The sequence below is a fragment of the Streptomyces sp. NBC_00335 genome (assembly GCF_036127095.1).
GTDB lineage: Bacteria > Actinomycetota > Actinomycetes > Streptomycetales > Streptomycetaceae > Streptomyces.
Genome location: NZ_CP108006.1, coordinates 2,590,287 through 2,609,929 on the forward strand (window position 1 = coordinate 2,590,287; position 19,643 = coordinate 2,609,929).

Annotated in this window: 19 protein-coding genes and 1 riboswitch; of the genes, 9 read left to right on the forward strand and 10 right to left on the reverse strand. The window is 71.1% G+C overall.

All coding sequences use genetic code 11. The annotated features are described in order from the left end of the window. The first annotated feature begins 25 nt into the window (after positions 1–25). Positions 26–1,282 carry an MFS transporter gene (locus OHA37_RS11350; protein WP_266904256.1) on the forward strand — a complete coding sequence of 419 codons (1,257 nt, stop codon included), beginning with the start codon at positions 26–28 and terminating at the stop codon, positions 1,280–1,282. 31 nt (positions 1,283–1,313) lie between these two features. Here the strand turns inward: OHA37_RS11350 and OHA37_RS11355 are convergent, their stop codons facing one another. Further along, positions 1,314–2,030: a flavodoxin family protein gene (locus tag OHA37_RS11355; RefSeq protein WP_266904258.1), complete on the reverse strand. Its 717-nt coding sequence runs from the start codon at positions 2,028–2,030 to the stop codon at positions 1,314–1,316. 281 nt (positions 2,031–2,311) lie between these two features. Continuing rightward, positions 2,312–2,505: riboswitch (cobalamin riboswitch) on the forward strand. A 29-nt stretch (positions 2,506–2,534) separates the two neighbouring features. Here OHA37_RS11355 and OHA37_RS11360 point away from each other — a divergent pair. Genes OHA37_RS11360 through OHA37_RS11385 form a run of 6 tightly spaced genes read left to right on the forward strand, consistent with a single transcriptional unit; the run spans position 2,535 to position 6,759 of the window. Continuing rightward, positions 2,535–3,230 carry an energy-coupling factor ABC transporter permease gene (locus OHA37_RS11360; RefSeq protein ID WP_266904260.1) on the forward strand — a complete coding sequence of 232 codons (696 nt, stop codon included), beginning with the start codon at positions 2,535–2,537 and terminating at the stop codon, positions 3,228–3,230. Positions 3,231–3,238: 8 nt separating this feature from the next. Further along, positions 3,239–3,568, forward strand: coding sequence for an energy-coupling factor ABC transporter substrate-binding protein (locus OHA37_RS11365; protein ID WP_266912680.1), 330 nt, complete (start codon positions 3,239–3,241; stop codon positions 3,566–3,568). Positions 3,569–3,571: 3 nt separating this feature from the next. Then, complete coding sequence (cbiQ, locus tag OHA37_RS11370; RefSeq protein ID WP_266904262.1) at positions 3,572–4,321, forward strand: cobalt ECF transporter T component CbiQ; 750 nt, start codon at positions 3,572–3,574, stop codon at positions 4,319–4,321. Continuing rightward, positions 4,318–5,175: an energy-coupling factor ABC transporter ATP-binding protein gene (locus tag OHA37_RS11375; protein WP_266904264.1), complete on the forward strand. Its 858-nt coding sequence runs from the start codon at positions 4,318–4,320 to the stop codon at positions 5,173–5,175. Before cbiQ ends, OHA37_RS11375 begins: the two co-directional genes overlap by 4 nt. Before the next feature lie 15 nt (positions 5,176–5,190). After that, a complete protein-coding gene (locus OHA37_RS11380) occupies positions 5,191–6,195 on the forward strand; it encodes a hypothetical protein (RefSeq protein WP_266904266.1) in 1,005 nt (334 codons plus the stop codon). 9 nt (positions 6,196–6,204) lie between these two features. After that, positions 6,205–6,759 carry a PadR family transcriptional regulator gene (locus tag OHA37_RS11385; protein WP_266904268.1) on the forward strand — a complete coding sequence of 185 codons (555 nt, stop codon included), beginning with the start codon at positions 6,205–6,207 and terminating at the stop codon, positions 6,757–6,759. Between the two features lie 45 nt (positions 6,760–6,804). On the opposite strand, the gene OHA37_RS11390 is transcribed toward OHA37_RS11385, so the two are convergent. Further along, positions 6,805–7,017 carry an EF-hand domain-containing protein gene (locus OHA37_RS11390; protein WP_266904270.1) on the reverse strand — a complete coding sequence of 71 codons (213 nt, stop codon included), beginning with the start codon at positions 7,015–7,017 and terminating at the stop codon, positions 6,805–6,807. 254 nt (positions 7,018–7,271) lie between these two features. Between OHA37_RS11390 and OHA37_RS11395 the strand changes: the two genes are divergently transcribed. Beyond that, positions 7,272–8,066: a tRNA-dependent cyclodipeptide synthase gene (locus OHA37_RS11395; RefSeq protein ID WP_266904272.1), complete on the forward strand. Its 795-nt coding sequence runs from the start codon at positions 7,272–7,274 to the stop codon at positions 8,064–8,066. Beyond that, entirely contained in the window at positions 8,047–9,285 is a 1,239-nt protein-coding gene (locus OHA37_RS11400) for a cytochrome P450 (protein WP_266904274.1), read from the forward strand. The genes OHA37_RS11395 and OHA37_RS11400 overlap by 20 nt, the downstream gene beginning before the upstream one ends. A gap of 89 nt (positions 9,286–9,374) precedes the next feature. Here OHA37_RS11400 and OHA37_RS11405 read toward each other — a convergent pair whose 3' ends face one another. The 8 genes from OHA37_RS11405 to OHA37_RS11440 form a co-directional block, all read right to left on the reverse strand. Next, positions 9,375–10,562: a YncE family protein gene (locus tag OHA37_RS11405; RefSeq protein WP_266904276.1), complete on the reverse strand. Its 1,188-nt coding sequence runs from the start codon at positions 10,560–10,562 to the stop codon at positions 9,375–9,377. Then, complete coding sequence (locus tag OHA37_RS11410) at positions 10,559–11,377, reverse strand: polysaccharide deacetylase family protein (RefSeq protein WP_443046149.1); 819 nt, start codon at positions 11,375–11,377, stop codon at positions 10,559–10,561. Before OHA37_RS11410 ends, OHA37_RS11405 begins: the two co-directional genes overlap by 4 nt. Positions 11,378–11,803: 426 nt before the next feature. Further along, positions 11,804–12,307 carry an ATP-binding protein gene (locus tag OHA37_RS11415; RefSeq protein ID WP_266904280.1) on the reverse strand — a complete coding sequence of 168 codons (504 nt, stop codon included), beginning with the start codon at positions 12,305–12,307 and terminating at the stop codon, positions 11,804–11,806. A 273-nt stretch (positions 12,308–12,580) separates the two neighbouring features. Further along, entirely contained in the window at positions 12,581–13,348 is a 768-nt protein-coding gene (locus OHA37_RS11420) for an enoyl-CoA hydratase/isomerase family protein (protein ID WP_266904282.1), read from the reverse strand. A 101-nt stretch (positions 13,349–13,449) separates the two neighbouring features. Then, complete coding sequence (locus OHA37_RS11425) at positions 13,450–14,691, reverse strand: L,D-transpeptidase (RefSeq protein ID WP_443046150.1); 1,242 nt, start codon at positions 14,689–14,691, stop codon at positions 13,450–13,452. Positions 14,692–14,803: 112 nt separating this feature from the next. Then, on the reverse strand, positions 14,804–15,520 hold the full coding sequence (locus OHA37_RS11430) for a L,D-transpeptidase family protein (protein WP_266912684.1): 717 nt from the start codon (positions 15,518–15,520) through the stop codon (positions 14,804–14,806). Positions 15,521–15,692: 172 nt separating this feature from the next. Then, on the reverse strand, positions 15,693–17,882 hold the full coding sequence (locus OHA37_RS11435) for a choice-of-anchor A family protein (RefSeq protein ID WP_266904284.1): 2,190 nt from the start codon (positions 17,880–17,882) through the stop codon (positions 15,693–15,695). 204 nt (positions 17,883–18,086) lie between these two features. Continuing rightward, positions 18,087–19,307 (reverse strand): L,D-transpeptidase, encoded by a 1,221-nt coding sequence (locus tag OHA37_RS11440; protein ID WP_266912686.1) that lies wholly within the window; start codon positions 19,305–19,307, stop codon positions 18,087–18,089. Positions 19,308–19,643: the final 336 nt, after the last annotated feature.

The following is a 19,643-nucleotide window of genomic DNA, read 5'->3' on the forward strand; positions in this document are numbered from 1 at the left end:
AACAAGACCCGGGGGTGGGCTCCGCATGAGCGGAACACAAGTGATCCACGAGCACGACCGACGCGACGACGAACGGGAGACCTCGTCGCCGGGCGTCTTCTGGCGCTACTGGGCCGCCGCCACGGTCAGCGGCGCGGGCACCGCCGTCACCGTCCTCGCCCTGCCGCTCGTCGCCCTCACCGTTCTGGACGCCACCGCTTTCCAGGTCGCCCTGCTCGCCGCCGCCGGGCAGGTCTCCTGGCTGCTGCTCAGCCTTCCGGCGGGCGTCCTCGCGCAGCGCGTGCCGCTGCGCCGACTCCAGGTCACGCTCGACCTCGTACGGTTCGCGGCGCTCGGATCACTGCCGCTCGCCTGGTGGATCGGCACACTCACGTATCCGCACCTGGTGTTCGCGGCGCTCGTCACCGGCTCGGCGACCGTGCTGTTCGACATCGGCAACTCGACCTTCCTGCCCGCCGTCGTCCCGGCCCGGCAGCTGGCCGCCCGCAACAGCGTCATGTCGGGCACGCACGCCGTCACCGACACCGGCGGCCCCTCCCTCGGCGGCGTCCTGATCGGTGCGACGGGCCCGGTCGGCGCGATCGTCGTGGACGCCGCCAGCTACCTGGCCTCCGCCGTGCTCTTGCGCACCCTCCCCGAGAGCCGCCCCGTGCCCCGCACCAGCGAGAGCGCGCTGCGGCTGATGCGCGCGGGATGGCGGTACGTCACCAAGCACCCGGTCATGCGCCCCTGCATGATCTGGGCGACCGCCGCCAACTTCCTCAACGCGGCCCTCGTCACCCTCACCCCCCTCTACCTGGTCCGCGGAGCCGGCCTCGACTCCATGCAGCTCGGTCTCGTCCTCGCCATGGACGGAGTCGGCGCGCTCGCCGGCGCCGCCGTCGCGGTCCGCGTGACCACGCGCCTCGGCACCGCGCGGGGCATCATCCTGGCCGACCTGGCCGGCGGCGCGCTGCTCCTGCTCGCCCCGCTGACCACGTCGGCGGGGGACGCGTTCTGGTTCGCCCTGGGCAACGCCGGCTTCGCCTTCGGCACCGTCATCGGCTCGATCACCACCCGCACCTACCGGCAGACGCAGTCGCCCCCGGAACTGCTGTCCCGCGTGATGGCCACGGTCCGCTTCGTCTCCTGGGGCGCGCTGCCGCTCGGCGCGCTCACCGCCGGCCTCCTCGCCACCCAGTTCGGCGCCCGTACCGCGCTCTGGACCGTCTGCGCCGCCGCCCTCCTGCCCCCGCTCTACCTCTTCTCCACCCAGGTGGGCCGCCACCGCGACCTCATCTGACGCCCTGGACCGCGTCCCTTGCGGCCCGAGCTCAACGGTGCTCGGGGTTCTCGAAGTCGAACCGGCAGCCGGCGTCCCACTCGGAGCGCTGGTTTCCGTGGGCGGGGATGCCACCGGTGTCCTTGAGCATCCTCGCCAGGTGGAGCTGGTTCCAGGTCATGAAGGTCGTGTTGCGGTTCGTGAAGTCGTTGTCCGGCCCGCCGGAGCCGGGGTCGAGGTACGACGGGCCCGGGCCGGCCTCACCGACCCAGCCCGCGTCCGCCTGCGGCGGAATGACGTATCCGAGGTGCTGGAGGCTGTACAGGACGTTCATCGCGCAGTGCTTGGCGCCGTCCTCGTTGCCGGTGATCAGGCACCCGCCCACCCGACCGTAGTAGGCGTACTGGCCGAGCTCGTTGAGGATCGACGAGCAGGCGTACAGGCGCTCGATCACCTTCTTCATGACCGAGGAGTTGTCACCCAGCCATACGGGCCCAGCCAGCGTGAGGATGTCTGCGGCCATGACTTTCGAGTAGATGACCGGCCACTCATCGGTCTCCCAGCCGTGCTCCGTCATGTCCGGCCAGACGCCGGTCGCGATGTCGAGGTCCACTGCCCTGAGCACCTCGACCTGGACACCCTGGCGCTTCATGATGCCGGTGCTGATGTCGATCAGGCCCTGCGTGTGGCTCTGTTCCGGCGACCGCTTGAGGGTGCAGTTGATCACCACGGCACGCAGGTCGTCGTGAGACATGGCGTTGTAAGTCATCGTCGCGCTCCTCCGGTAGCCACCCGTCCAGCCTCACCGGCGCCCGGCAGGCCCGCCACCCGGCCGCACCCGTCCGGGTCGTCCGGGTGGAACACGCGGCCGGAATAGTGCGGCGACGCGCGGCAGCCCGTCCTCGGCGGTCACGGGCCTACGGAACTCCCTTTTCAGCCCGGGGCATTGAGTCGGACGGCGACGACGCCGACACATGGTGTGACGCACAAGCGGAATCCGGCCGCCGCCCGGCGCGATTGGGGCGGGTTGTTACCGGTCCGCGCGGCCGACTAGGGTCAGCGGGCCTTGGTGTTCGGGAAACCGGTGGGAAACCGGTGCGGCCCTCGCCACTGTGATCGGGAAGTCCGGCTCCACTCCTGCGGGAAAGCCACTGGGCTGCGCGGGAGGTTCCGCGCTGCCCGGGAAGGCGGAGCATGGACGTCAACCCGTGAGCCAGGAGACCGGCCGGGGCGCGTTGTCCATCCACGAGGTGCTGGAGAGGTCTCCCTACTCATGCATATAGCCGAGGGGTTCCTGCCCCCTTTGCACGCGGTCGCCTGGGGCGCCGCGTCCGCCCCCTTCGTCGTCCACGGCGTCCGCGCGCTCACCCGCGAGGTGAAGGCCAACCCGGAGAGCACGCTGCTGCTCGGCGCCTCCGGAGCCTTCACCTTCGTACTGTCCGCCCTGAAGATCCCATCCGTGACGGGCAGTTGCTCGCACCCCACGGGCACCGGGCTCGGGGCGATCCTGTTCCGGCCGCCGATCATGGCGGTGCTCGGCACGATCACCCTGCTCTTCCAGGCGCTGCTGCTGGCACACGGCGGGCTCACCACCCTCGGCGCCAACGTCTTCTCCATGGCCATCGCCGGGCCCTGGGCGGGCTACGCCGTCTACCGGCTGCTGCGGAAGTCCGGTCTCCCGCTGATGGTGACCGTGTTCTTCGGCGCCTTCTTCGCCGACCTGGTCACCTACTGCGTCACCAGCGTGCAGCTCGCCCTGGCCTTCCCCGACCCGGCCTCCGGATTCCCGGGCTCGCTCGCGAAGTTCGGGGGGATCTTCGCGGTCACGCAGATACCGCTGGCGGTGAGCGAGGGGCTGCTGACCGTCCTGGTGATGCGGCTGCTGATGGCGTCGAGCAAGTCGGACCTGGTCCGGCTGGGCGTCGCGAAGCTGACCTCCGCCCGTACCGAAGAGAAGGCGGCGGCCTGATGAGCGGGATGTCCAAGAACGCGAAGATCAACAGCCTGCTGCTGCTCCTGGTGGCGGCGCTGGCCGTGCTGCCGATCGCCCTGGGGCTGGGCGAGGGCAAGGAGGAGCCCTTCGCGGGCGCCGACGCTCAGGCGGAGACGGCGATCACCGAGCTGAAGCCGGATTACGAGCCCTGGTTCTCCCCTCTGTACGAGCCCCCCTCGGCCGAGATCGAGTCCGCGCTGTTCGCCTTGCAGGCGGCGCTGGGCGCGGGCGTGCTCGCGTACTACTTCGGCGTCCGCAAGGGCCGCCGCCAGGGAGCGGCCGCCGCCGCAGCCGCCACCGCCCCGGAGGCCTAGGCGGTGCTGCCGATCGACGTGGCCGCGCACGGCAGTCGCTGGCGCGGCCGGCACCCGCTGGAGAAGGCACTGCTCGGGATCGGGCTGACCGTCACCGCCGTGTGCCTGCCGCCCTGGCCGGGCGGGCCGCTGGTGGCCGCCGCCACCCTCGTCGTGCTGCTCGGCCCGGCCGGGGTGGCCGGCCGGCAGCTCTGGCGGGCCTTCCGGATCCCGCTCGGCTTCTGCTTCACCGGGGCGCTGCCGCTGCTGTTCGCGGTCGGCGGCCCGGCGGGGCCGGTGTCCCTGGCCCCCGACGGCCCGCGGCTCGCCGCCGAACTGCTGCTGCGCACCTCGGCGGCCTCGCTCGGGCTGCTGCTGTTCGCCTTCACCACCCCGGTCTCCGACGTACTGCCCCGACTGGTCCGGGCCGGGGTGCCGGCCCCGGTGGTGGACGTGGCCCTGGTCATGTACCGGATCGGCTTCCTGCTGCTCGACTCCATGGCCCAGGTCCGCCGGGCCCAGGCGGCCCGGCTCGGTCACACCGGCCGGGCGGCGGTGTGGCGCTCCCTGGCGGGGCTCGCCGCCACCTCCTTCGTACGGGCCTTCGACCGCGCGGCCAAGCTCCAGGCGGGGCTGGCCGGACGCGGCTACGACGGCGCGCTGCGGGTCCTCGTACCGGAGGCGGCCCTGTCGTGGCGCTTCCTGGCGGCCACCGCAGGGCTGCTGGCGGCCCTGATCACCCTGACCCTCACCCTGAAGGGGCTCTCCCTGTGAACGCGTCGCCGAACCCGTCGCCGGACCCGTCACCGAACGCGGTGGTGGAGCTGTCCGGCGCGGGCTACGCCTACGAGGACGGCCCGGCGGTGCTGACCGGCGTCGACTTCGCCATCGCGCCGGGCCGGGCGCTAGCCCTGCTGGGCCGCAACGGCAGCGGCAAGACCACGCTGATGCGGCTGCTGAGCGGCGGCCTGCGGCCCGGCGCGGGATCGCTGCGGCTGGACGGCACGGAGGTCTCGTACGGCCGGGCCGGACTGACCCGGCTGCGCACGTCCGTCCAGCTGGTGGTGCAGGACCCCGACGACCAGCTGTTCGCGGCCTCGGTGGAACAGGACGTGTCCTTCGGCCCGATGAACCTGGGACTCCCCGCTCCGGAGGTCCGTGCCCGCGTGGACTCGGCCCTCGCCGCACTCGACATCACGCACGTCCGGGACCGCCCCACGCACCTGCTCTCCTACGGCCAGCGCAAGCGCGCGGCGATCGCGGGGGCGGTGGCGATGGCTCCGCGCGTACTGATCCTGGACGAGCCGACGGCCGGCCTGGACCCGGACGGCCAGGAGCGGCTCCTCGACGTCCTCGCGGGCCTGCGCGCCGCCGGCACGACGGTGGTGATGGCCACCCACGACGTGGACCTGGCGGTCCGCTGGGCCGACGACGCGGCGGTCCTGACCCCGTCCGGCATCCGCTTCGGCCCGGCCGAGGCGCTCCTGTCCGACCCGGACCTGCTCACCTCGGCGGGGCTGCGCCCGGCCTGGTCCCCGGCGGTCACGGCCGTCCTGCGGGCCCACGGCCTGCTCGCTCCGGACTCCCCCGGCCCCCGAAACCCGGAGGCGCTGGCCGCCTGGCGGTAGGTAGGTTGCGCGTCCATGAAGACGCTGAAGGCAACCTCGGAGCCGAAGTCCCTCTTCTGGGAGGGCGAGGACCTGGTCGACCCGATCGGGGGCTTGCGCCGCTGGGCGCCGGACGGGCGCGAACACGACTTCCGCCCCGTGCTCTCCTACCGGTTCGACCGCGCGGTGCGCTCGCCCTCGGGGCGCTGGACGGTGGTCTACGAGGAGCGCGGCACCAAGGCCCTCCTCCTCGAAGGGGCGGAGATCGTCCGCGAGTTGGACCGGAGCTTCTACCACGCCGAGGAGTACGACTACCCGGTCGCGCTCGGCGCACTGCCGGACGGCCGTGAGGTGCTGGTGCACTGCCCGGACCAGTTCGACATCCTCGTGACCGAGGACGCGGCCACGGGCGAACGGCTGACCCCCGCCGCCCGGTACACACAGGACGTCTTCCACTCCCGGCTCGCGGTGAGCCCGGACGGGCGGCGGCTGCTGTCCGCGGGGTGGGAGTGGTATCCGTTCGGCGCGGTTCGGGTCTTCGACCTGGCCGCGGCGGTGGCCGGCGCCGCCGAACTCGACTGCTGGGGACGGGTGTCCCGGCCCCAGGGGGTGGACGGCGAGGTCGTCGCCGCCTGCTGGCTGGACGGTGGCCGAGTCGCCGTCGCCTCCGGCGAGGAGGTGCTCGGTGACGAGCGCCGCGAGGACGACGAGGAACCGGTGGCCCTGGGCCCGCGCGAGATCGGCGTGTGGTCCGCCGCCGAAGTGCGGTGGCTGCACCGGAGCCGGCTCGGGTTCACGGCGGGGACCCTGCTCGCCTGCGGCGGCGACCGGGTGGTCAGCCTCTGCGGGCACCCCCGCCTCGTGGATGCCAGTACGGGCGCCGTCCTGGCCGAGTGGCCCGAGGTCCCGGTGTCGCGCCGGGAGGGGTCCTACGGGGTCCCGCACGTCCCGACCCCGGTCGCGGCCCTGCACCCCGACGGGATCCGGCTGGCCGTCGCCGTGGAGAACGGGATCGCGGTCCTCGACCTGCCGCAAACCTAGGATGGCCGCATGTCGCTCCCGCACGCCATCCTCACCGCCCTGCTCGAAAAGCCCTCGTCGGGGCTGGAGCTGACCCGGCGGTTCGACAAGTCGATCGGGTACTTCTGGTCCGCGACGCACCAGCAGATCTACCGCGAACTCGGCCGGCTGGAGGAGTCCGGGCTGATCCGGGCGCTGCCCAGCGAGGGGCCCGTACGGGGGCAGAAGAAGGAGTACGAGGTGCTGCCCGCCGGGAGCGGGGAGCTGGCGCGGTGGGTCGGGGAGCGTCAGGATCCCAAGCCCGTGCGCGATCCCCTGCTGCTGCGGATCCGGGCGGCGGCGGTGGTCGGGCCGCAGGGGCTGGCCGCGGAGCTGCGGCGGCATCTGGAGCTGCACCGGGCCCAGTTGGCCGTGTACGAGGGCATCGAGGAGAAGGATTTCCCGGCCGGGCGGGACTCCGAGGAGGACCGGCTGCGGCGGGTCGTGCTGCACGCGGGAACCGGGCTGGAGACCTTCTGGCTGCGCTGGCTGGAGGAGGCCCTCGCCGAGGTGGAGGGCATGGCGGCCGGGCCGCGGCAGGCCTGACGCGCGCACCCCGGCCCGGCAGGGGCCAGGGGGCGGCGCGGGGGCTTACTTGTTCAGGGAGGCCCAGAACTCGTCGAAGCTGAGCAGGCCGTCGTCGTTCGAGTCCTTGGCGGCGATCACGGCCTCCGCGACCGGGCCGGTGACGTACGGGTCACCCATCGCCGCCATCGCCGAACGGAACTCGTCGGCCGTCACGAAGCCGTCACCGTTCACGTCGAACTTGCCGAACGTCGTCCGTGCGCTCTCGATGTCCGCCACTGGGTCCACCCCTTCTTGGTGCTTGTTGACCGGCTCAGGGTAGCGGCACGCCCGACCCCCTCACGCCCCGGGTCCCGTTCGAGCGGCAGATAGATATTCAATTACTCTTCCGTAGTGCGGAAGCGATAATTCCAGCCAACAATTCAAGCCTCCACTTGTCACGCTCCGGGGCCACGGCATAACGTAGCGACATTGCCGCCACACCGGGAGCGCAGGGCTCCCAGGGACAAGCGGCAACAAGGGCGATCACACAGGTGACGATCACAGCTGACGCATCATTCGAAGTTCTGCCCTTCACCCGCACTTGCCACCACATCTGGGAAGACGGCGACCATGTGCTCATCGGAGTGAGTCCTGGAAACAGCTACTTCAGCTCCGAGCGCATATCCGACCTCGCCCGATGGGCCACGACCCGCTTCGCACAGGTCGACTTCGTGTACGCAGACCTCCACGTGGACCGGATGTTCGCAGCCTTCGGCTACACCCCGGAACACGCCGAGAAGCGTGCGACGAAGGAAATCAAGGCAGTGCGGCGAAGGATTCTCAAGGGCGTGGAGGAATCAGGACCTCCGCACGCAGAGATCCGAGTGAGGGCACTTTCGGAGTTCCAGACGAACCCCGTCTACCAACTTCTGCACCGACGCGTACTCCATTTCCTGGAGACCGACGAAGAATTCCGCAAGGGCTGCGAGGAAATGGCTCTGCACTTCGTCGGATCCAAGTTGCCGGAAGGTGAATCAATCACCGACGCACAGTTGCAGGTGTGTTTCGATTACATGGCGGCCGAGCTGCCGTTCTTCATCGACACCCCGAGCATTCTCGACGTGCCGTCCTCCGTGGCGGCCTACCACGTCAAGATGCCGATGACCGACCTCCTCTTCTCGCGCGGTGGGGGCCTGCGCGCGACGAGGAACCAGGCATACGCCGTGGTACGGCCCGAAGCGGCAGAAAGCGCGCAGAGCAACCCGAACGACCCGAACGCAACCACGAACACGCACGCGCACACCGCACCAACCGAAGGGACCGTCGATGAGCGTCGAGCAGCTTGAGGGCACCGGACTGACCGCCGAGCCCCTCATCGACTTCCCTCTCTCGCGGCGCGGTGACGTGCTCCCCGAGGAGTGCACCTGGCTGCGCGAGAAGGCGCCGGTCGCGAAGGTCCGTACCCTCACCGGGGACCCGGCCTGGCTGGTGAGCAGCTACGCGCTGGCCAAGCAGGTGCTGGAGGACGAGCGTTTCAGCCTCAAGGACACGGCCAATGCCGGCGTCCCGCGCCAGTACGCGCTGACGATCCCGCCCGAGGTCGTCAACAACATGGGCAACATCAACAGCGCCGGACTGCGCAACGCGGTCATGAAGGCGCTCAACCCGCGCCAGAAGGGCCTGCAGGACTGGCTGCGCGCGAAGGCCGGCGAGCTCATCGACGAGCTCGTCGCCGAAGGGGGGCCCGCCGACCTGCGGGCCGCTTTCGCCGATCCCTTCTCCGCGGCCATGCACTGCCAGGTGCTGGGGGTGCCGTTCGAGGACTGGCGGCGGCTGATGTCGGGGCTGGACGTCGCGTTCATGACCGCTCGCGAACCGTTCGCCGACTCGGCGCTCAACTGGTACAAGGACGTCGGCTACTTCGAGGACCAACTGAAGGCGCAGCTGGCGCTGCCTGCCGAGGAGCGTACGGGGCTCCTCGGCAAGTTCGCCGAGCTGAAGGAGGCGGACCCGGAGTCGGCGCACCTGACCGACGACATGTTCGCCACCGTCGCCGTCTCGCTCTTCGGGGCCGGCGCGGTCTCCACCTCCGCATTCCTGACCCTGGCGGTCCTGGCGCTGCTGCAGAAGCCCGAGCTCATCGGGTACCTGCGCAAGCACCCGGAGCGCATGGGCAAGGCCGTGGACGAGCTGCTGCGCTGGAACCTGTCCGTGGGCGACGGCCTGCCGCGCATCGCGATGGCGGACATCCAGGTCGGGGACGTGCTGGTCAAGGAGGGGGAGCTGGTCCTCGTCCTGTTGGAGGGGGCCAACTTCGACCCGGAGGCCTTCGAGAACCCCGACGAGCTGGACCTGGAGCGCGAGAGCTCCAACGCCAACCTCGCCTTCGGCGCCGGCCGGCACTTCTGCCCGGCCTCCGCGCTGGGCCGGGCGCACGCCGAGATCGCGCTGGAGGTGCTGGTCGAGCGGCTGCCCGAGCTGCGTCTCGCGGTGCCGGCGGAGAACCTCGTGTGGCGGACCGGCTTCATCAAGCGCCTTCCCGAGCGGCTCCCCGTCGCCTGGTGAGGAGACGGCGGTGAGCGGTCCAGAGTGCCCCGGGAGCTGTGCGAGCTCCCGGGGCACGGCCGTTTCCCGCGCGCTCGACCGTTCGCGGCCTACCGGAAGATGCCGGTGTGGCCGAGGGAGTAGCGGCCGGGCTGCGGGTAGACGGCGAGGCCGTGCGGTCCGCCGCCCACCGGGATCTTGGCGAGCTGCTTGCCGGTGGTGGTGTCGATGGCGTAGACCTCGGAGTTGTAGCGGCCCGAGAGCCACAGCACCTTGCCGTCGGCGGAGACCCCGCCCATGTCGGGGCTGCCGCCGTCGGGCAGCTCCCACTTCTTGGTCAGCTTGTTCTGCGTGAAGTCGAAGACGGAGACCGACCCTTCGCCGCGGTTGGAGACGTACATCTCCTTGGAGTCGCGGCTGACGTAGAGGCCGTGGCAGCCCTTTCCGGTGGGCAGCAGCTTGGGGGTCTCGAACTTGTCGCCGCCGAGCACCCACATGCCGTGCGCCATCATGTCCGCGACGTAGAAGGTCTTCCCGTCCGGGGAGACCTTGACGTCTTGCGGCATCGCGCCCTCGAAGGGCAGTTTCTGCTGGCCGACGACTTCCATCTTCTCGGTGTCGACCTTGAGCAGTTCGCCGGAGAACTCGCAGCTCACGATGAAGTAGCGGCCGTCCGCCGAGAAGTCCGCGTGGTTGACGCCGAAGCAGGTCACGGGGACGGTCTTCACGCGGTCCATCGTGTGCGGATCGCGGAAGACCAGTTCCTTGTCCATCGAGGCCATGACGATCGCGTACTTGCCGTTGGGCGTGAAGTACAGGTTGTACGGGTCGTGCACCTCGACGGGCTTGCCGGCCTCGCCGGTGGCCGGGTTGATCGGGGTGAGCGTGTGGCCCCGGTTGTTGTTGACCCAGAGGGTCTTCATGTCCCAGGAGGGGACCACGTGCTGGGGCTGGATGCCGACGGGGATGGTGTCGATGACCTTGTACGTGACCGGGTCGATGACGGACACCGTGTTGGAGCTGGTGTTCGGCACGTACACGCGGGACGGGAAGTCCTTGACCACCGGGGAGAGCTTGTTCGGGCGGTCGGCCGCGTACACGTCGTTCGGATCGAGGAGCGGCGGCATTCCGGCCAGGCCCGGGGGCACGGCCGGTACGGCCTTGACGGGCGCGGCGGGCCCCTTCGTGCCGAGGGCCTCGGCGGGTCCCTTGTCGGCCGCTCCGCAGCCGGTCAGGGCGGCGAGGACCAGACCGGCCAGCAACGCGGTGGCCTTCCGGGGAAGGCGGGTGGTCGTCATGGGGTCAGCAGCTCCGTGGTGGTCACCGCGCGCAGTTTGCGGCGTGCGAGTTCTTCGAGGAGGGGTGGCATCGCGTCGACCGTGTCCGCGTAGCCGAAGTGCAGGCTCACCACCGATCCGCCTTGGATCGGGCCGATGACGGTGCGGATGACGGCCGCGGCACCGGGCGAGGTGAAGTCGAGGGAGTCCACGTCGTACGACAGGACGTGCGGGTAGCCCGCCCGCTGGGCCAGTTTTCGCACCAGGGGGGTGGCGTACTGGGTCTGGGACGGGCGGAACCAGGTGCCGATGGATCCGGTCAGCCGTTTGAGCCGGTCGGCGCAGCCGGTGATCTCGGCGTACGCCTGCTCCTCGGGCATGGTGTTGATCGCGAGGTGGCGCTGAGTGTGGTTGCCGAGCTCGTGGCCGCCGTCCAGGATCCGGCGGGCCATCTCCGGGTGGGCGTCGAGCCAGGCGCCGATGGCCAGTACGGTGACCCGCGCGCCCGCCCGTTCCGCCTCGGCGAGCACTGCCTTGGCGATGGCGGGTTCGCCGTTGCCGTGGAAGGTGAGCGCGACGCCGGGACGGCCGCGGGGGCCGTGTCCGATCTCCACGGGCTGACCCGCGAACCGGCGCGGGGCGGCGGCCGCCTTGGCCCGGGCCGGCGCCTTGTCCGGGGCGGCCTTCGCCGGGGCCGCGGGGCCTGCGGGGGCCGTCCCGGAAGCGGACGGCCCGGGGGCGGCGGGGGCGTCCGTGCCACAGGCGGAGGCGAGGAGGCCGGCGGCGACCGCCGCGCCGGCACGGAGAGCGGATCGGCGGTCCGGGTAGCAGAGCACCCGCCCATTTAAGGGGTGGATGCCCGTGTAGGCATTGATTGACCCCATTCGGGACCTTCGACCGAACCGGGGCGCCCCGCTCACTGTCCGCTATGTGATCAACGATTCACACAGAGCAGCCGATCTTTACTCGTTGATTACGAGGTCAGTGGCCCACCTCACCTAAGATTTAGGTAGAAAGTCTTAGGATATGCACACTTATGTCCAACTTGGGACTTTTGGCATTTGGTCCCTCGTCTGCCATAGTCGGAATCACGGCTTCCCGTTGACCCGAGCGAAGTCCTTGCCGAGGATCACACCCCCTTCGATCCTCGGCACACCCATGAAACCCCCGCAGCGCCCCACAACGGCGACAGGGGGTTTCTGGCGTTCGGGGTCGGTGCGCGGCGGTCGGGCAGCGGCCGGGGGCGGCAGCCGGGGCCGGACTCAGCGGTCGGCGACCCGCATCTCGAACCAGGTGATCTTTCCGCGCGGCAGCAGGTCCGCGCCCCAGCGGTCCGAGAGCTTGTCGACGAGGAACAGCCCCCGGCCGGTGGTGTCCATCTCGTGGACCGGCATGAGACAGGGCAGCCCGCGCGAGGGGTCGCGCACCTCCACGCGGATCCAGCCGCGCCGCCTGACCATCCGTAAACCGAAGGACCGGGCCCCCGTGTGGCGGACGGCGTTGCCCACGAGTTCCGAGACGAGCAGGACCGTGTGCTCGGCGATCTGCGGCGAGAGCCCCCACAGGCGGACGACCACGCACTGCGTGAGCCTGCGGGCGGTGCTCGCCGACTCGGGCATCGACGGCAGCGTCACTTCCGCCTCGGCCGGATTCCCGTACAACTCCAGCGCCTTGAGCCCGAGTTCGTCCTCCAGGGCCGCCGTGAGCCGTACCGCGGAAGCGCTACTGCGCTGCCGCGGCTGTTCCACACCCTCCAGACCCGCCATGCACCCATCATGGAGGGCCGGTCAGGCCGTTCGGGCCGTTCCGCAGGAAAAGACCCCCCGGGATCTTTGATTCCGAGGGGTCCTCCTGGCATATGCAATCGGCAACCCGGAGCCCATCACGCCCCGCTGACCTGCGGTGACGCACCGCGAAAGGACGATCACCGAGAGTGGATCACCGGCTTGGCTTAAGGCTGCCTTAAGGCCTGGCTAATCCACCCACAGGAATGACGCCGGCAAGGCCGATCCGGGGCGGGGTTCCCGACAGGGCCGCGCCTAAAGGAACTTGGCCTTCCCCGGACCCTCCTCGACGAAGCTGCGCATCCCGCGCTCGCGGTCCTCGGTGGCGAACAGGCCCGCGAACCAGCCCCGTTCGATGGTCAGCCCGGTGTCGATGTCGGTCTCCAGCCCCGCGTCCACGCACTCCTTGGCGGCGCGCAGCGCGAGGGCCGGGCCCTGCGCCAGCTTCGCGGCCCACGCGTACGCCTGCTCGTAGACCTCGGCGGCCGGTACGACGCGGTCCACGAGGCCGAGGGTCAGCGCCTCGTCCGCCTTGACCATGCGGCCGGTGAAGATGAGGTCCTTGGCCTTGGAGGGGCCGATCAGCCGGGACAGCCGCTGAGTACCGCCCGCGCCGGGGATCAGGCCGAGCAGGATCTCGGGCTGGCCGAGCTTCGCGTTGTCGGCGGCGATCCGGTAGTCCGCGCACAGGGCCAGCTCGCAGCCGCCGCCCAGGGCGTAACCGGTGACGGCCGCGACCACGGGCTTGGGGATCCGGGCCACGGCCGTGAAGGCGTCCTGCAGTCCGCGGGACCGGGCGACCATGGCCGCGTGGTCCATCGTCTGCATCTCCTTGATGTCCGCGCCGGCCGCGAACACCTTCTCGCCGCCGTAGATGACGACCGTACGGACGTCGGCCCGGTCGGTCGCCTCGACGGCGAGCTCGCGCAGCCGGTCCTGGGTGGCGATGTCCAGGGCGTTCATGGGCGGCCGGTCCAGCCGGATGACGCCGACGCCTTCGGAGACTTCGAGAGAGATGGTCATACGGGAAGGTTAGCCCCCGTTAACCGCGACCGGCCCGGTGCTGTGGGTCACAGCACCGGGCCACCCGACACCGGGCCCTCCGAACTACGTACCGACCGGAATTACTTGATCCACTCCGCCCAGTCCATGTTCCAGCCGTTGAGGCCGTTGTCGGGGGCGACGATCTTGTCCTTGGAGTTCTTCACGATGACCACGTCGCCGATCAGCGACTCGTTGAAGAACCAGGCGGCGGGCTGGCCGCCGTCACCGGCGCCGCGGACGTCCTTCAGGCCCACGCAGCCGTGGCTGACGTTCTCGGAGCCGAACGTGCCGGACGAGGCCCAGTAGTTGCCGTGGACGAAGGTGCCGGAGGTGGTCAGCCGCATCGCGTGCGGGACGTCGGAGATGTCGTACTCCCCGCCGAAGCCGACGGTGGCGCCGTTCATCCGGGTCACCTTGTACTTCTCGCTGATGACCATCTGACCGTTGTACGTGGTCGTCGACGGGGCGCCCGCGGTGATCGGAACGTTCTTGAGCACCTGGCCGTCACGGACGACCTGCATCTGCTTGCTGCCGGCGTCGACCGTGGTGACCTGGGAGCGGCCGATCTTGAAGCTGACCGTACGGGTCTGCTTGCCGTAGACCCCCGGCCGGCCCTCGACCCCGTCGAGTTCGAGCTTCAGGGTGACCTTGGTGCCCGCGGCCCAGTAGTTCTCGGGGCGGAAGTCCAGTCGGTCGTTGCCGAACCAGTGGCCCTCGATCGGGACGGACGGCTCGGCCGTCACCGTGATGGCCTTCTCCACGGCTTCGGGGTTGGTGATGCCGCGGGAGAAGTTGATCGAGACCGGCATGCCCACGCCGACCGTCGATCCGTCTTCGGGGGTGTACTGGCCGATGAAGGTGTTGGCGGGCGTGAGGGTCGTGAAGGTGGTGTCCTTCGCGGACTCGCGGCCGGCCTCGTCCTTGGCCACCGCGTGCACCTTGTACTCGGTGGCGGAGGCGAGGTTGCGGGCGGGCTCCCAGCTCGCGCCGTCCGCGGCGAGCTTGCCCTCCACCGCGTTGCCCTTGGTGTCGGCGACCGTCACCGTGGTGAGCTTGCCGCCGGTGCTGGTTATCTTCAGGACGCCGCTGGTCGCGACCTCCTTGGCCCCGTCGTCCGGCTTGACGCTCACGACGGCCTTCGACGCCTCGGTACCGGTCGTGCCGGTACCCCCGTCCGCTCCACCGCTCCCGCCGGCGGCGCCGGCGTTTCCGCCACCGCTGCACGCGCTGGTGAACAGCAGGGCCGCGCCCAGCAGGAGGGCCGGCAGGCCGGTGCGGGCGCGCCCGCGTATCGGCTGCAGGTTCACGATCGTTCTCCCCATGTCCCCCGCGCACGGACAGTCGCGCGCTTATCGCCAGGAAATCACATGGGGGATCACGAGACAGTACGGTCGTGTCACCGTTCCGTCCCAAGAGTGGTCCGTGCGCCGGGAGTCAGCCCTCCGTGCCGGGCTTGGTGCCCCAGACGTAGACGGCGTCGCCCTCGGTGAGCAGGTCCCACAGCCGCCGGGCGTCGGGGACGGTGAGGTTGACGCAGCCGGCCGAGCCGCCGTGGGCGTACAGGTTGCCCTTGCGGCCGTGCAGGGCCTGGCCCTCGTCGAAGAACTGGGCGTAGGGCATCGGAGAGTTGGCGTAGAGCGTGGATTCGTGGTGCTCGCTGCGCCAGTAGATCTCGTGCCAGCCGGGACGGGTCTCCTCGTCGTCCCGTCCGGTGCGGATGGGGACGGGTGCGAAGACCACCGTGCGGCCGCGCTGCACCCACAGGAGCTGGCGCTCCATGTCCACGCAGGTCACCCGGTGCGTACGGACCGGGCAGTCGCCGGCGGCGTTGGGGTTCGCACGGGCGGCGACCGCGACCATGGTCCGGAAGGTGACCAGTCCGGCATAGCCGTCGGCGGGCCGGATGCCGTTGCCCCGCTGGAAGGTGCGGATCGCCTCGCAGTCCCCGGCGTCCTGCGTCCCGTCGGCCGTCCGGCGCAGGTGCTCCTCCAGCTCTCGCTGGTAGGGCCCGGTCCCGGCGGTGCACGCCTCCGCGGCCGGGGACACGGCCGGGGCCGACGGGGCCGGGGACGGATCCGCTGCGGCTGCGGGCGCCGTCGGGGCGAGGGCGGCCGCCGCGAGGATCACGGCCGTGACCGCCGCCCTGCCCATCGTGCCGAGCGCGCCTATCGCGTCTGCCGCGCCTCCCGCGCCCGCCGCGTGCCCTGTGCTCATACGGACCTCCTCGCGCCCGCCGGCCGGGCCGTCGGCTCCGAGCCAACCGGATCGGCCGGGCACCGGCGCGCCGGGTGGGCCGGCAGGGTCACCGGCCCACCCGGGCGGCCTATGCGGCCCGGCCCGGCTTCGGGGGCTTGGTGCCCTTGCCGTGGTCGTCGCGCTTGTTCTCCAGGGTGACCACCAGGCGGTGGTCCGGGGTGGTCCCGTCCAGGTGGAGCGGACCCGTGACCCGGTTGCGCGGGAGGACGTAGCCCTCCGGCACGGCCGTTTCGACCACGTAGTACCAGCCCTCGTCGAGGCCCGGGAAGGAGCACGCCCCGGCCCGGTCGGTCGCGCAGCCCGCCGTCACCTTGCGGTCCGGGTTGATGCCGCGCGTCTGGAGGCCGCTGGTGCTGTTGGTCTCCTTCCACACCTCGAAGACCGCCCCGCGCAGCGGTCGCTTGGTCTTCGCGTCCTTCTTCAGGACCTCGATCGATCCCTCGTACTCGGGCTCCCCGGTCCGCTCGTCCGTGACGCTCACGACGAGGCCGGTGGTCACGTGTCCCGCGGTGAGGTCGAACGGCGTGACCGGGTCCGCCGGCAGGTCGTAGCCGGCCGGTGCCTGCGTCTCCCGCCAGTAGTACCGCTCACCGACCGGGAGCTGGACCGTGCAGCTTCCCTGCGCGTCGGTGGTGCAGGACCCGGCGAGCTGCTCGTCGGGGCCCGTTCCGGTGGTCTGCAGGCCCGTACGGTCGTTGGCCTCGCGCCACAGCTCGAAGCGGGCGCCCGGCAGCAGCGCCCCGCCGTCCGCGTCGGACTTGCGCAGCACCACCTCGGCGCTGCCCGGGAGCTTGGTGTTGCTCATGGTGGCGCTCACGCCCTCGGCCGCGTTCTGCGCGGTCAGCGTCAGCTCCACGACGGGGTTCGCGGCGAGCTCGTAGCCGGCCGGGGCCTGGGTCTCGCGCCAGTAGTACGTGCCGGGCGCCACGGTGCCGGAGCAGATGCCGTTCGCCGGGGTGACGCAGTCGGTGACCTTGGTGTCCCCGCCGGGGCTCGTGAACTGGGCTCCGGGGGTGCCGTTGGTCTCCCGCCACAACTCGTACGTGGCTCCGGCCAGCGGCAGGCCGCCGGTGTCCTGCTTGAGGACCGAGACCTTGCCCGTGACCGGGACGGTGTTCCCGCAGTCGGGCAGGTCCCCGTTGAACGGGTACGCGTGGAACTCCTGGCCACCGCCCCCGGTGCTGGTGTGGACGAGACCGCCGGTGGTGAAGAAGCGGCCGTTGGTCCCGGGCAGGGTGACGGTGGTGGTCGAGGCCTGCTCGCCGACGAGCACGCTGCCCTGGAACTGTCCGGTGCCGACCAGCTGGACGGTGGTGGCGTCGGGGAAGTTCCACAGGAGCCGGGTGCGGTAGCCGTTCCAGGGGTCCGCTCCGGCACCGGTGTCGTTGATGCTGCCGGCGTAGGTGTTGATCGTGCGGCTGGTGCCCAGGACGTTGACCAGGACGGTGGCGGTGGCCGGGATCCGGTCGAAGCGGAAGCCGATGGCGCCGTTGCTCGCGCTGACCAGGTCGAAGTCCACGTTGAAGACCTGGAGCGGGGAGGTGTTGTCCCCGGTGAAGACGGTGGTGCCGTCCTGGTTGACGGCGGTGCCCGTGGCCGGGCGCGGGCTGCCGTCGACCCGGGCGTAGCACCGGCTGGCCGCGGTGAGCTGGTCGCGCAGGCCGGCGTAGGGGGTGATGGCGGCGGGGTCGTGCACCAGCGGGTCGATGCCACGGCTCTCGACGGTGCCTGCGCCGGGGGCGGTGCCCGCGTAGCGGACGACGCCCGGGGCGACGATCAGCCGCTGGTCGACGGCGATGTTGACGTTGCCGCCCGTGGTGAGGAAGTCCGAGAAGTCCGGCGGGGGCACCAGCGAGCCCGCGCCGACGACGCCGAGGTTGTAGGCCCCGCCCGCTGCCGCCAGGTTCTTGTTCTGGTCGAAGTTGCCGAGGACGACGACCTTGCCCTCGGCCTCGGCGGCGCGCTCGCGGACGAGGAAGTCGGCTCCGACGAAGATGTTGATGCCCTCGTCGTAGCCGTTGGGTTCGGTGCCGACCTCGATCTGCGGGAACGGGTCGGGGCACCGGGCTCCCAGGCAGGGACCGAGTCCGCCCGGCAGCGGGGCCCGCAGGGCCCCGGCGGCCTGACGGGCCGGAGCCGGCTGCTGTCCCCCGGGGCCCGGTGCGGCCGGCGCCGCCAGGGCCGCCGGGGCGCCTGCGGCCAGTACGGCCCCGAGGGCGAGCCCCAGGGGGCCGAGGGTCCACTTCCTTGCTGACATGACGCTCCGTCCGTTGCCTGCCGCCGCGTGCGGGTGGGCCCGTACAGGCTGGCGGCGGGCTCCGGCGAGCCGGGCGGACCGACACTCCCCCACTACGGCATTCCGGTACGACAATCACTCGACTGGGGTGTCGGGTGAGGGAGTGTCGGGTGAGGGAGTGTCGGGTGAGGGCGGCGGGTGAGGTGAGCGGCGGGTGACGCCGGGTCAGCCGAGCGCGGAGCCCGCGACCCAGGCCGGCCAGGACATGTTCCAGCCGCCCAGCCCGTTGTCCGGGGCGACCGTCTTGTCCTGCGAGTTCACGACCTCCACCACGTCCCCGACCATGCTCCGGTCGAAGAACCAGCCGGCCGGGGTGTCCGAGCCGCCGCCCTTGTCGTCGCGCAGGCCGATGCAGCCGTGGCTGACGTTGGTGGAGCCGAAGGTGTCGGGGCTGGCCCAGTAGTTGCCGTGCAGGAAGGTCCCGGAGCGGGTGAGGCGCATGGCGTGCGGGACGTCGGGGATGTCGTACTCGCCGCCGAAGCCGACGGTCTGCCCGTTCATGCGGGTGACGTCGAAGAGCTCCATCACCACCATCTTGCCGTTGTAGGTCATGTTCTTCGGCGCCCCGGCGGTGATCGGCACGGTGGACAGCAGCTCGCCGTCGCGCCGGACCTCCATGGTGTGCGCGGCCGCGTCGACGGTGGAGATCTGGGAGCGGCCGACGGTGAAGCGCAGGGTCTTGTCCTGGATGCCGTAGGAGCCGGCGGCGCCCTCGACGTCCCGCAGGTTCAGCTTGACCGTGACCTCGGTGCCGGGCTTCCAGTAGGTCTTGGGCCGGAAGTCGAGGCGCTCGTCGCCGAACCAGTGGCCCACCACGTCCACGGCCGGGTCGGAGGTGATCGTGATGGCCCGCTCCACGTCGGCGCGGCGTTCGATGGACCGGCTGAACCCGAAGGAGATGATCATGCCGGTGCCGACGGTCGACCGGTTCTCGGGCTTGAAGTAGCCGATGAACCTCTCCTCGGGAACGTAGGTGGTGAAGGTGGTGTGCCGGGCCTGGCGGCGGTTGTGCCCGTCGAGCGCGACCGCGTCCACGGTGTACTTGGCCGCGAGCGCGAGCCGGCCCGACGCCGGGTCGGGGCTCCAGCTGAGCCCGTCGACGGCGATGGCCCCGGGCACCTGCTCCTGCTGGGCGTCCTCCACCTTGGTGACCACGACCCGCTCCAGCCGGCCCTCGGGCACGGTGATCCTCAGCGGCCCCTCCGCCGGCACCCCCTTGGCGTTGTCGTCGGGGGTGATCCTGATCGCCTCGTCCGGTGACCGGGGTTTGCCGGGCAGCTGGATCTCGATCGGGGAGCCGCCGTTCTCGGTGCATCCGGCCAGGCCTCCGAGGAGGCCCGCCCATACCGCCACGGCGGCGAAGCCCGCCCCTGCCCGCCTCGTCAGAAGAGTCACGTTCCTCCAACGACCGGGCCCCTCCGGGGGAAACGTGGGCGCGGCCCACGTTCCAGGCAGGGCAGTCCGGGCAGAACAGTGGGAAGGACCGGACGGGGGCGGGCCGCGGCAGGGACGCCGGGGCCGCAGTTCCCCCACCCCCGCAGGTACCGAGAGCCGTGGAGGCGGGCAGTGTCGAGCGCAGCCGAGCAAGAGGCGGAGCCCCTGGCCGGGGTTGAGACCGGATCCGGGGCCGGGACCGAGCCCAGGGCCGAAGCCGGACCCGGGACCCGGGACGGCGTTCAGGGCGGGACCGGGGCCATGGCCGGCCACGGGACGGTGAACGGA

What these genes read in the sequence shown, in the direction of transcription:
- OHA37_RS11350 (WP_266904256.1), top strand. Translation starts at nt 26, where the DNA reads ATGAGCGGAACACAAGTGATCCACGAGCACGACCGACGCGACGACGAA.
- OHA37_RS11355 (WP_266904258.1), bottom strand. Translation starts at nt 2,030, where the DNA reads ATGACTTACAACGCCATGTCTCACGACGACCTGCGTGCCGTGGTGATC.
- OHA37_RS11360 (WP_266904260.1), top strand. Translation starts at nt 2,535, where the DNA reads ATGCATATAGCCGAGGGGTTCCTGCCCCCTTTGCACGCGGTCGCCTGG.
- OHA37_RS11365 (WP_266912680.1), top strand. Translation starts at nt 3,239, where the DNA reads ATGTCCAAGAACGCGAAGATCAACAGCCTGCTGCTGCTCCTGGTGGCG.
- OHA37_RS11380 (WP_266904266.1), top strand. Translation starts at nt 5,191, where the DNA reads ATGAAGACGCTGAAGGCAACCTCGGAGCCGAAGTCCCTCTTCTGGGAG.
- OHA37_RS11385 (WP_266904268.1), top strand. Translation starts at nt 6,205, where the DNA reads ATGTCGCTCCCGCACGCCATCCTCACCGCCCTGCTCGAAAAGCCCTCG.
- OHA37_RS11400 (WP_266904274.1), top strand. Translation starts at nt 8,047, where the DNA reads ATGAGCGTCGAGCAGCTTGAGGGCACCGGACTGACCGCCGAGCCCCTC.
- OHA37_RS11405 (WP_266904276.1), bottom strand. Translation starts at nt 10,562, where the DNA reads ATGACGACCACCCGCCTTCCCCGGAAGGCCACCGCGTTGCTGGCCGGT.
- OHA37_RS11415 (WP_266904280.1), bottom strand. Translation starts at nt 12,307, where the DNA reads ATGGCGGGTCTGGAGGGTGTGGAACAGCCGCGGCAGCGCAGTAGCGCT.
- OHA37_RS11420 (WP_266904282.1), bottom strand. Translation starts at nt 13,348, where the DNA reads ATGACCATCTCTCTCGAAGTCTCCGAAGGCGTCGGCGTCATCCGGCTG.
- OHA37_RS11425 (WP_443046150.1), bottom strand. Translation starts at nt 14,691, where the DNA reads ATGGGGAGAACGATCGTGAACCTGCAGCCGATACGCGGGCGCGCCCGC.
- OHA37_RS11430 (WP_266912684.1), bottom strand. Translation starts at nt 15,520, where the DNA reads ATGGGCAGGGCGGCGGTCACGGCCGTGATCCTCGCGGCGGCCGCCCTC.
- OHA37_RS11435 (WP_266904284.1), bottom strand. Translation starts at nt 17,882, where the DNA reads ATGTCAGCAAGGAAGTGGACCCTCGGCCCCCTGGGGCTCGCCCTCGGG.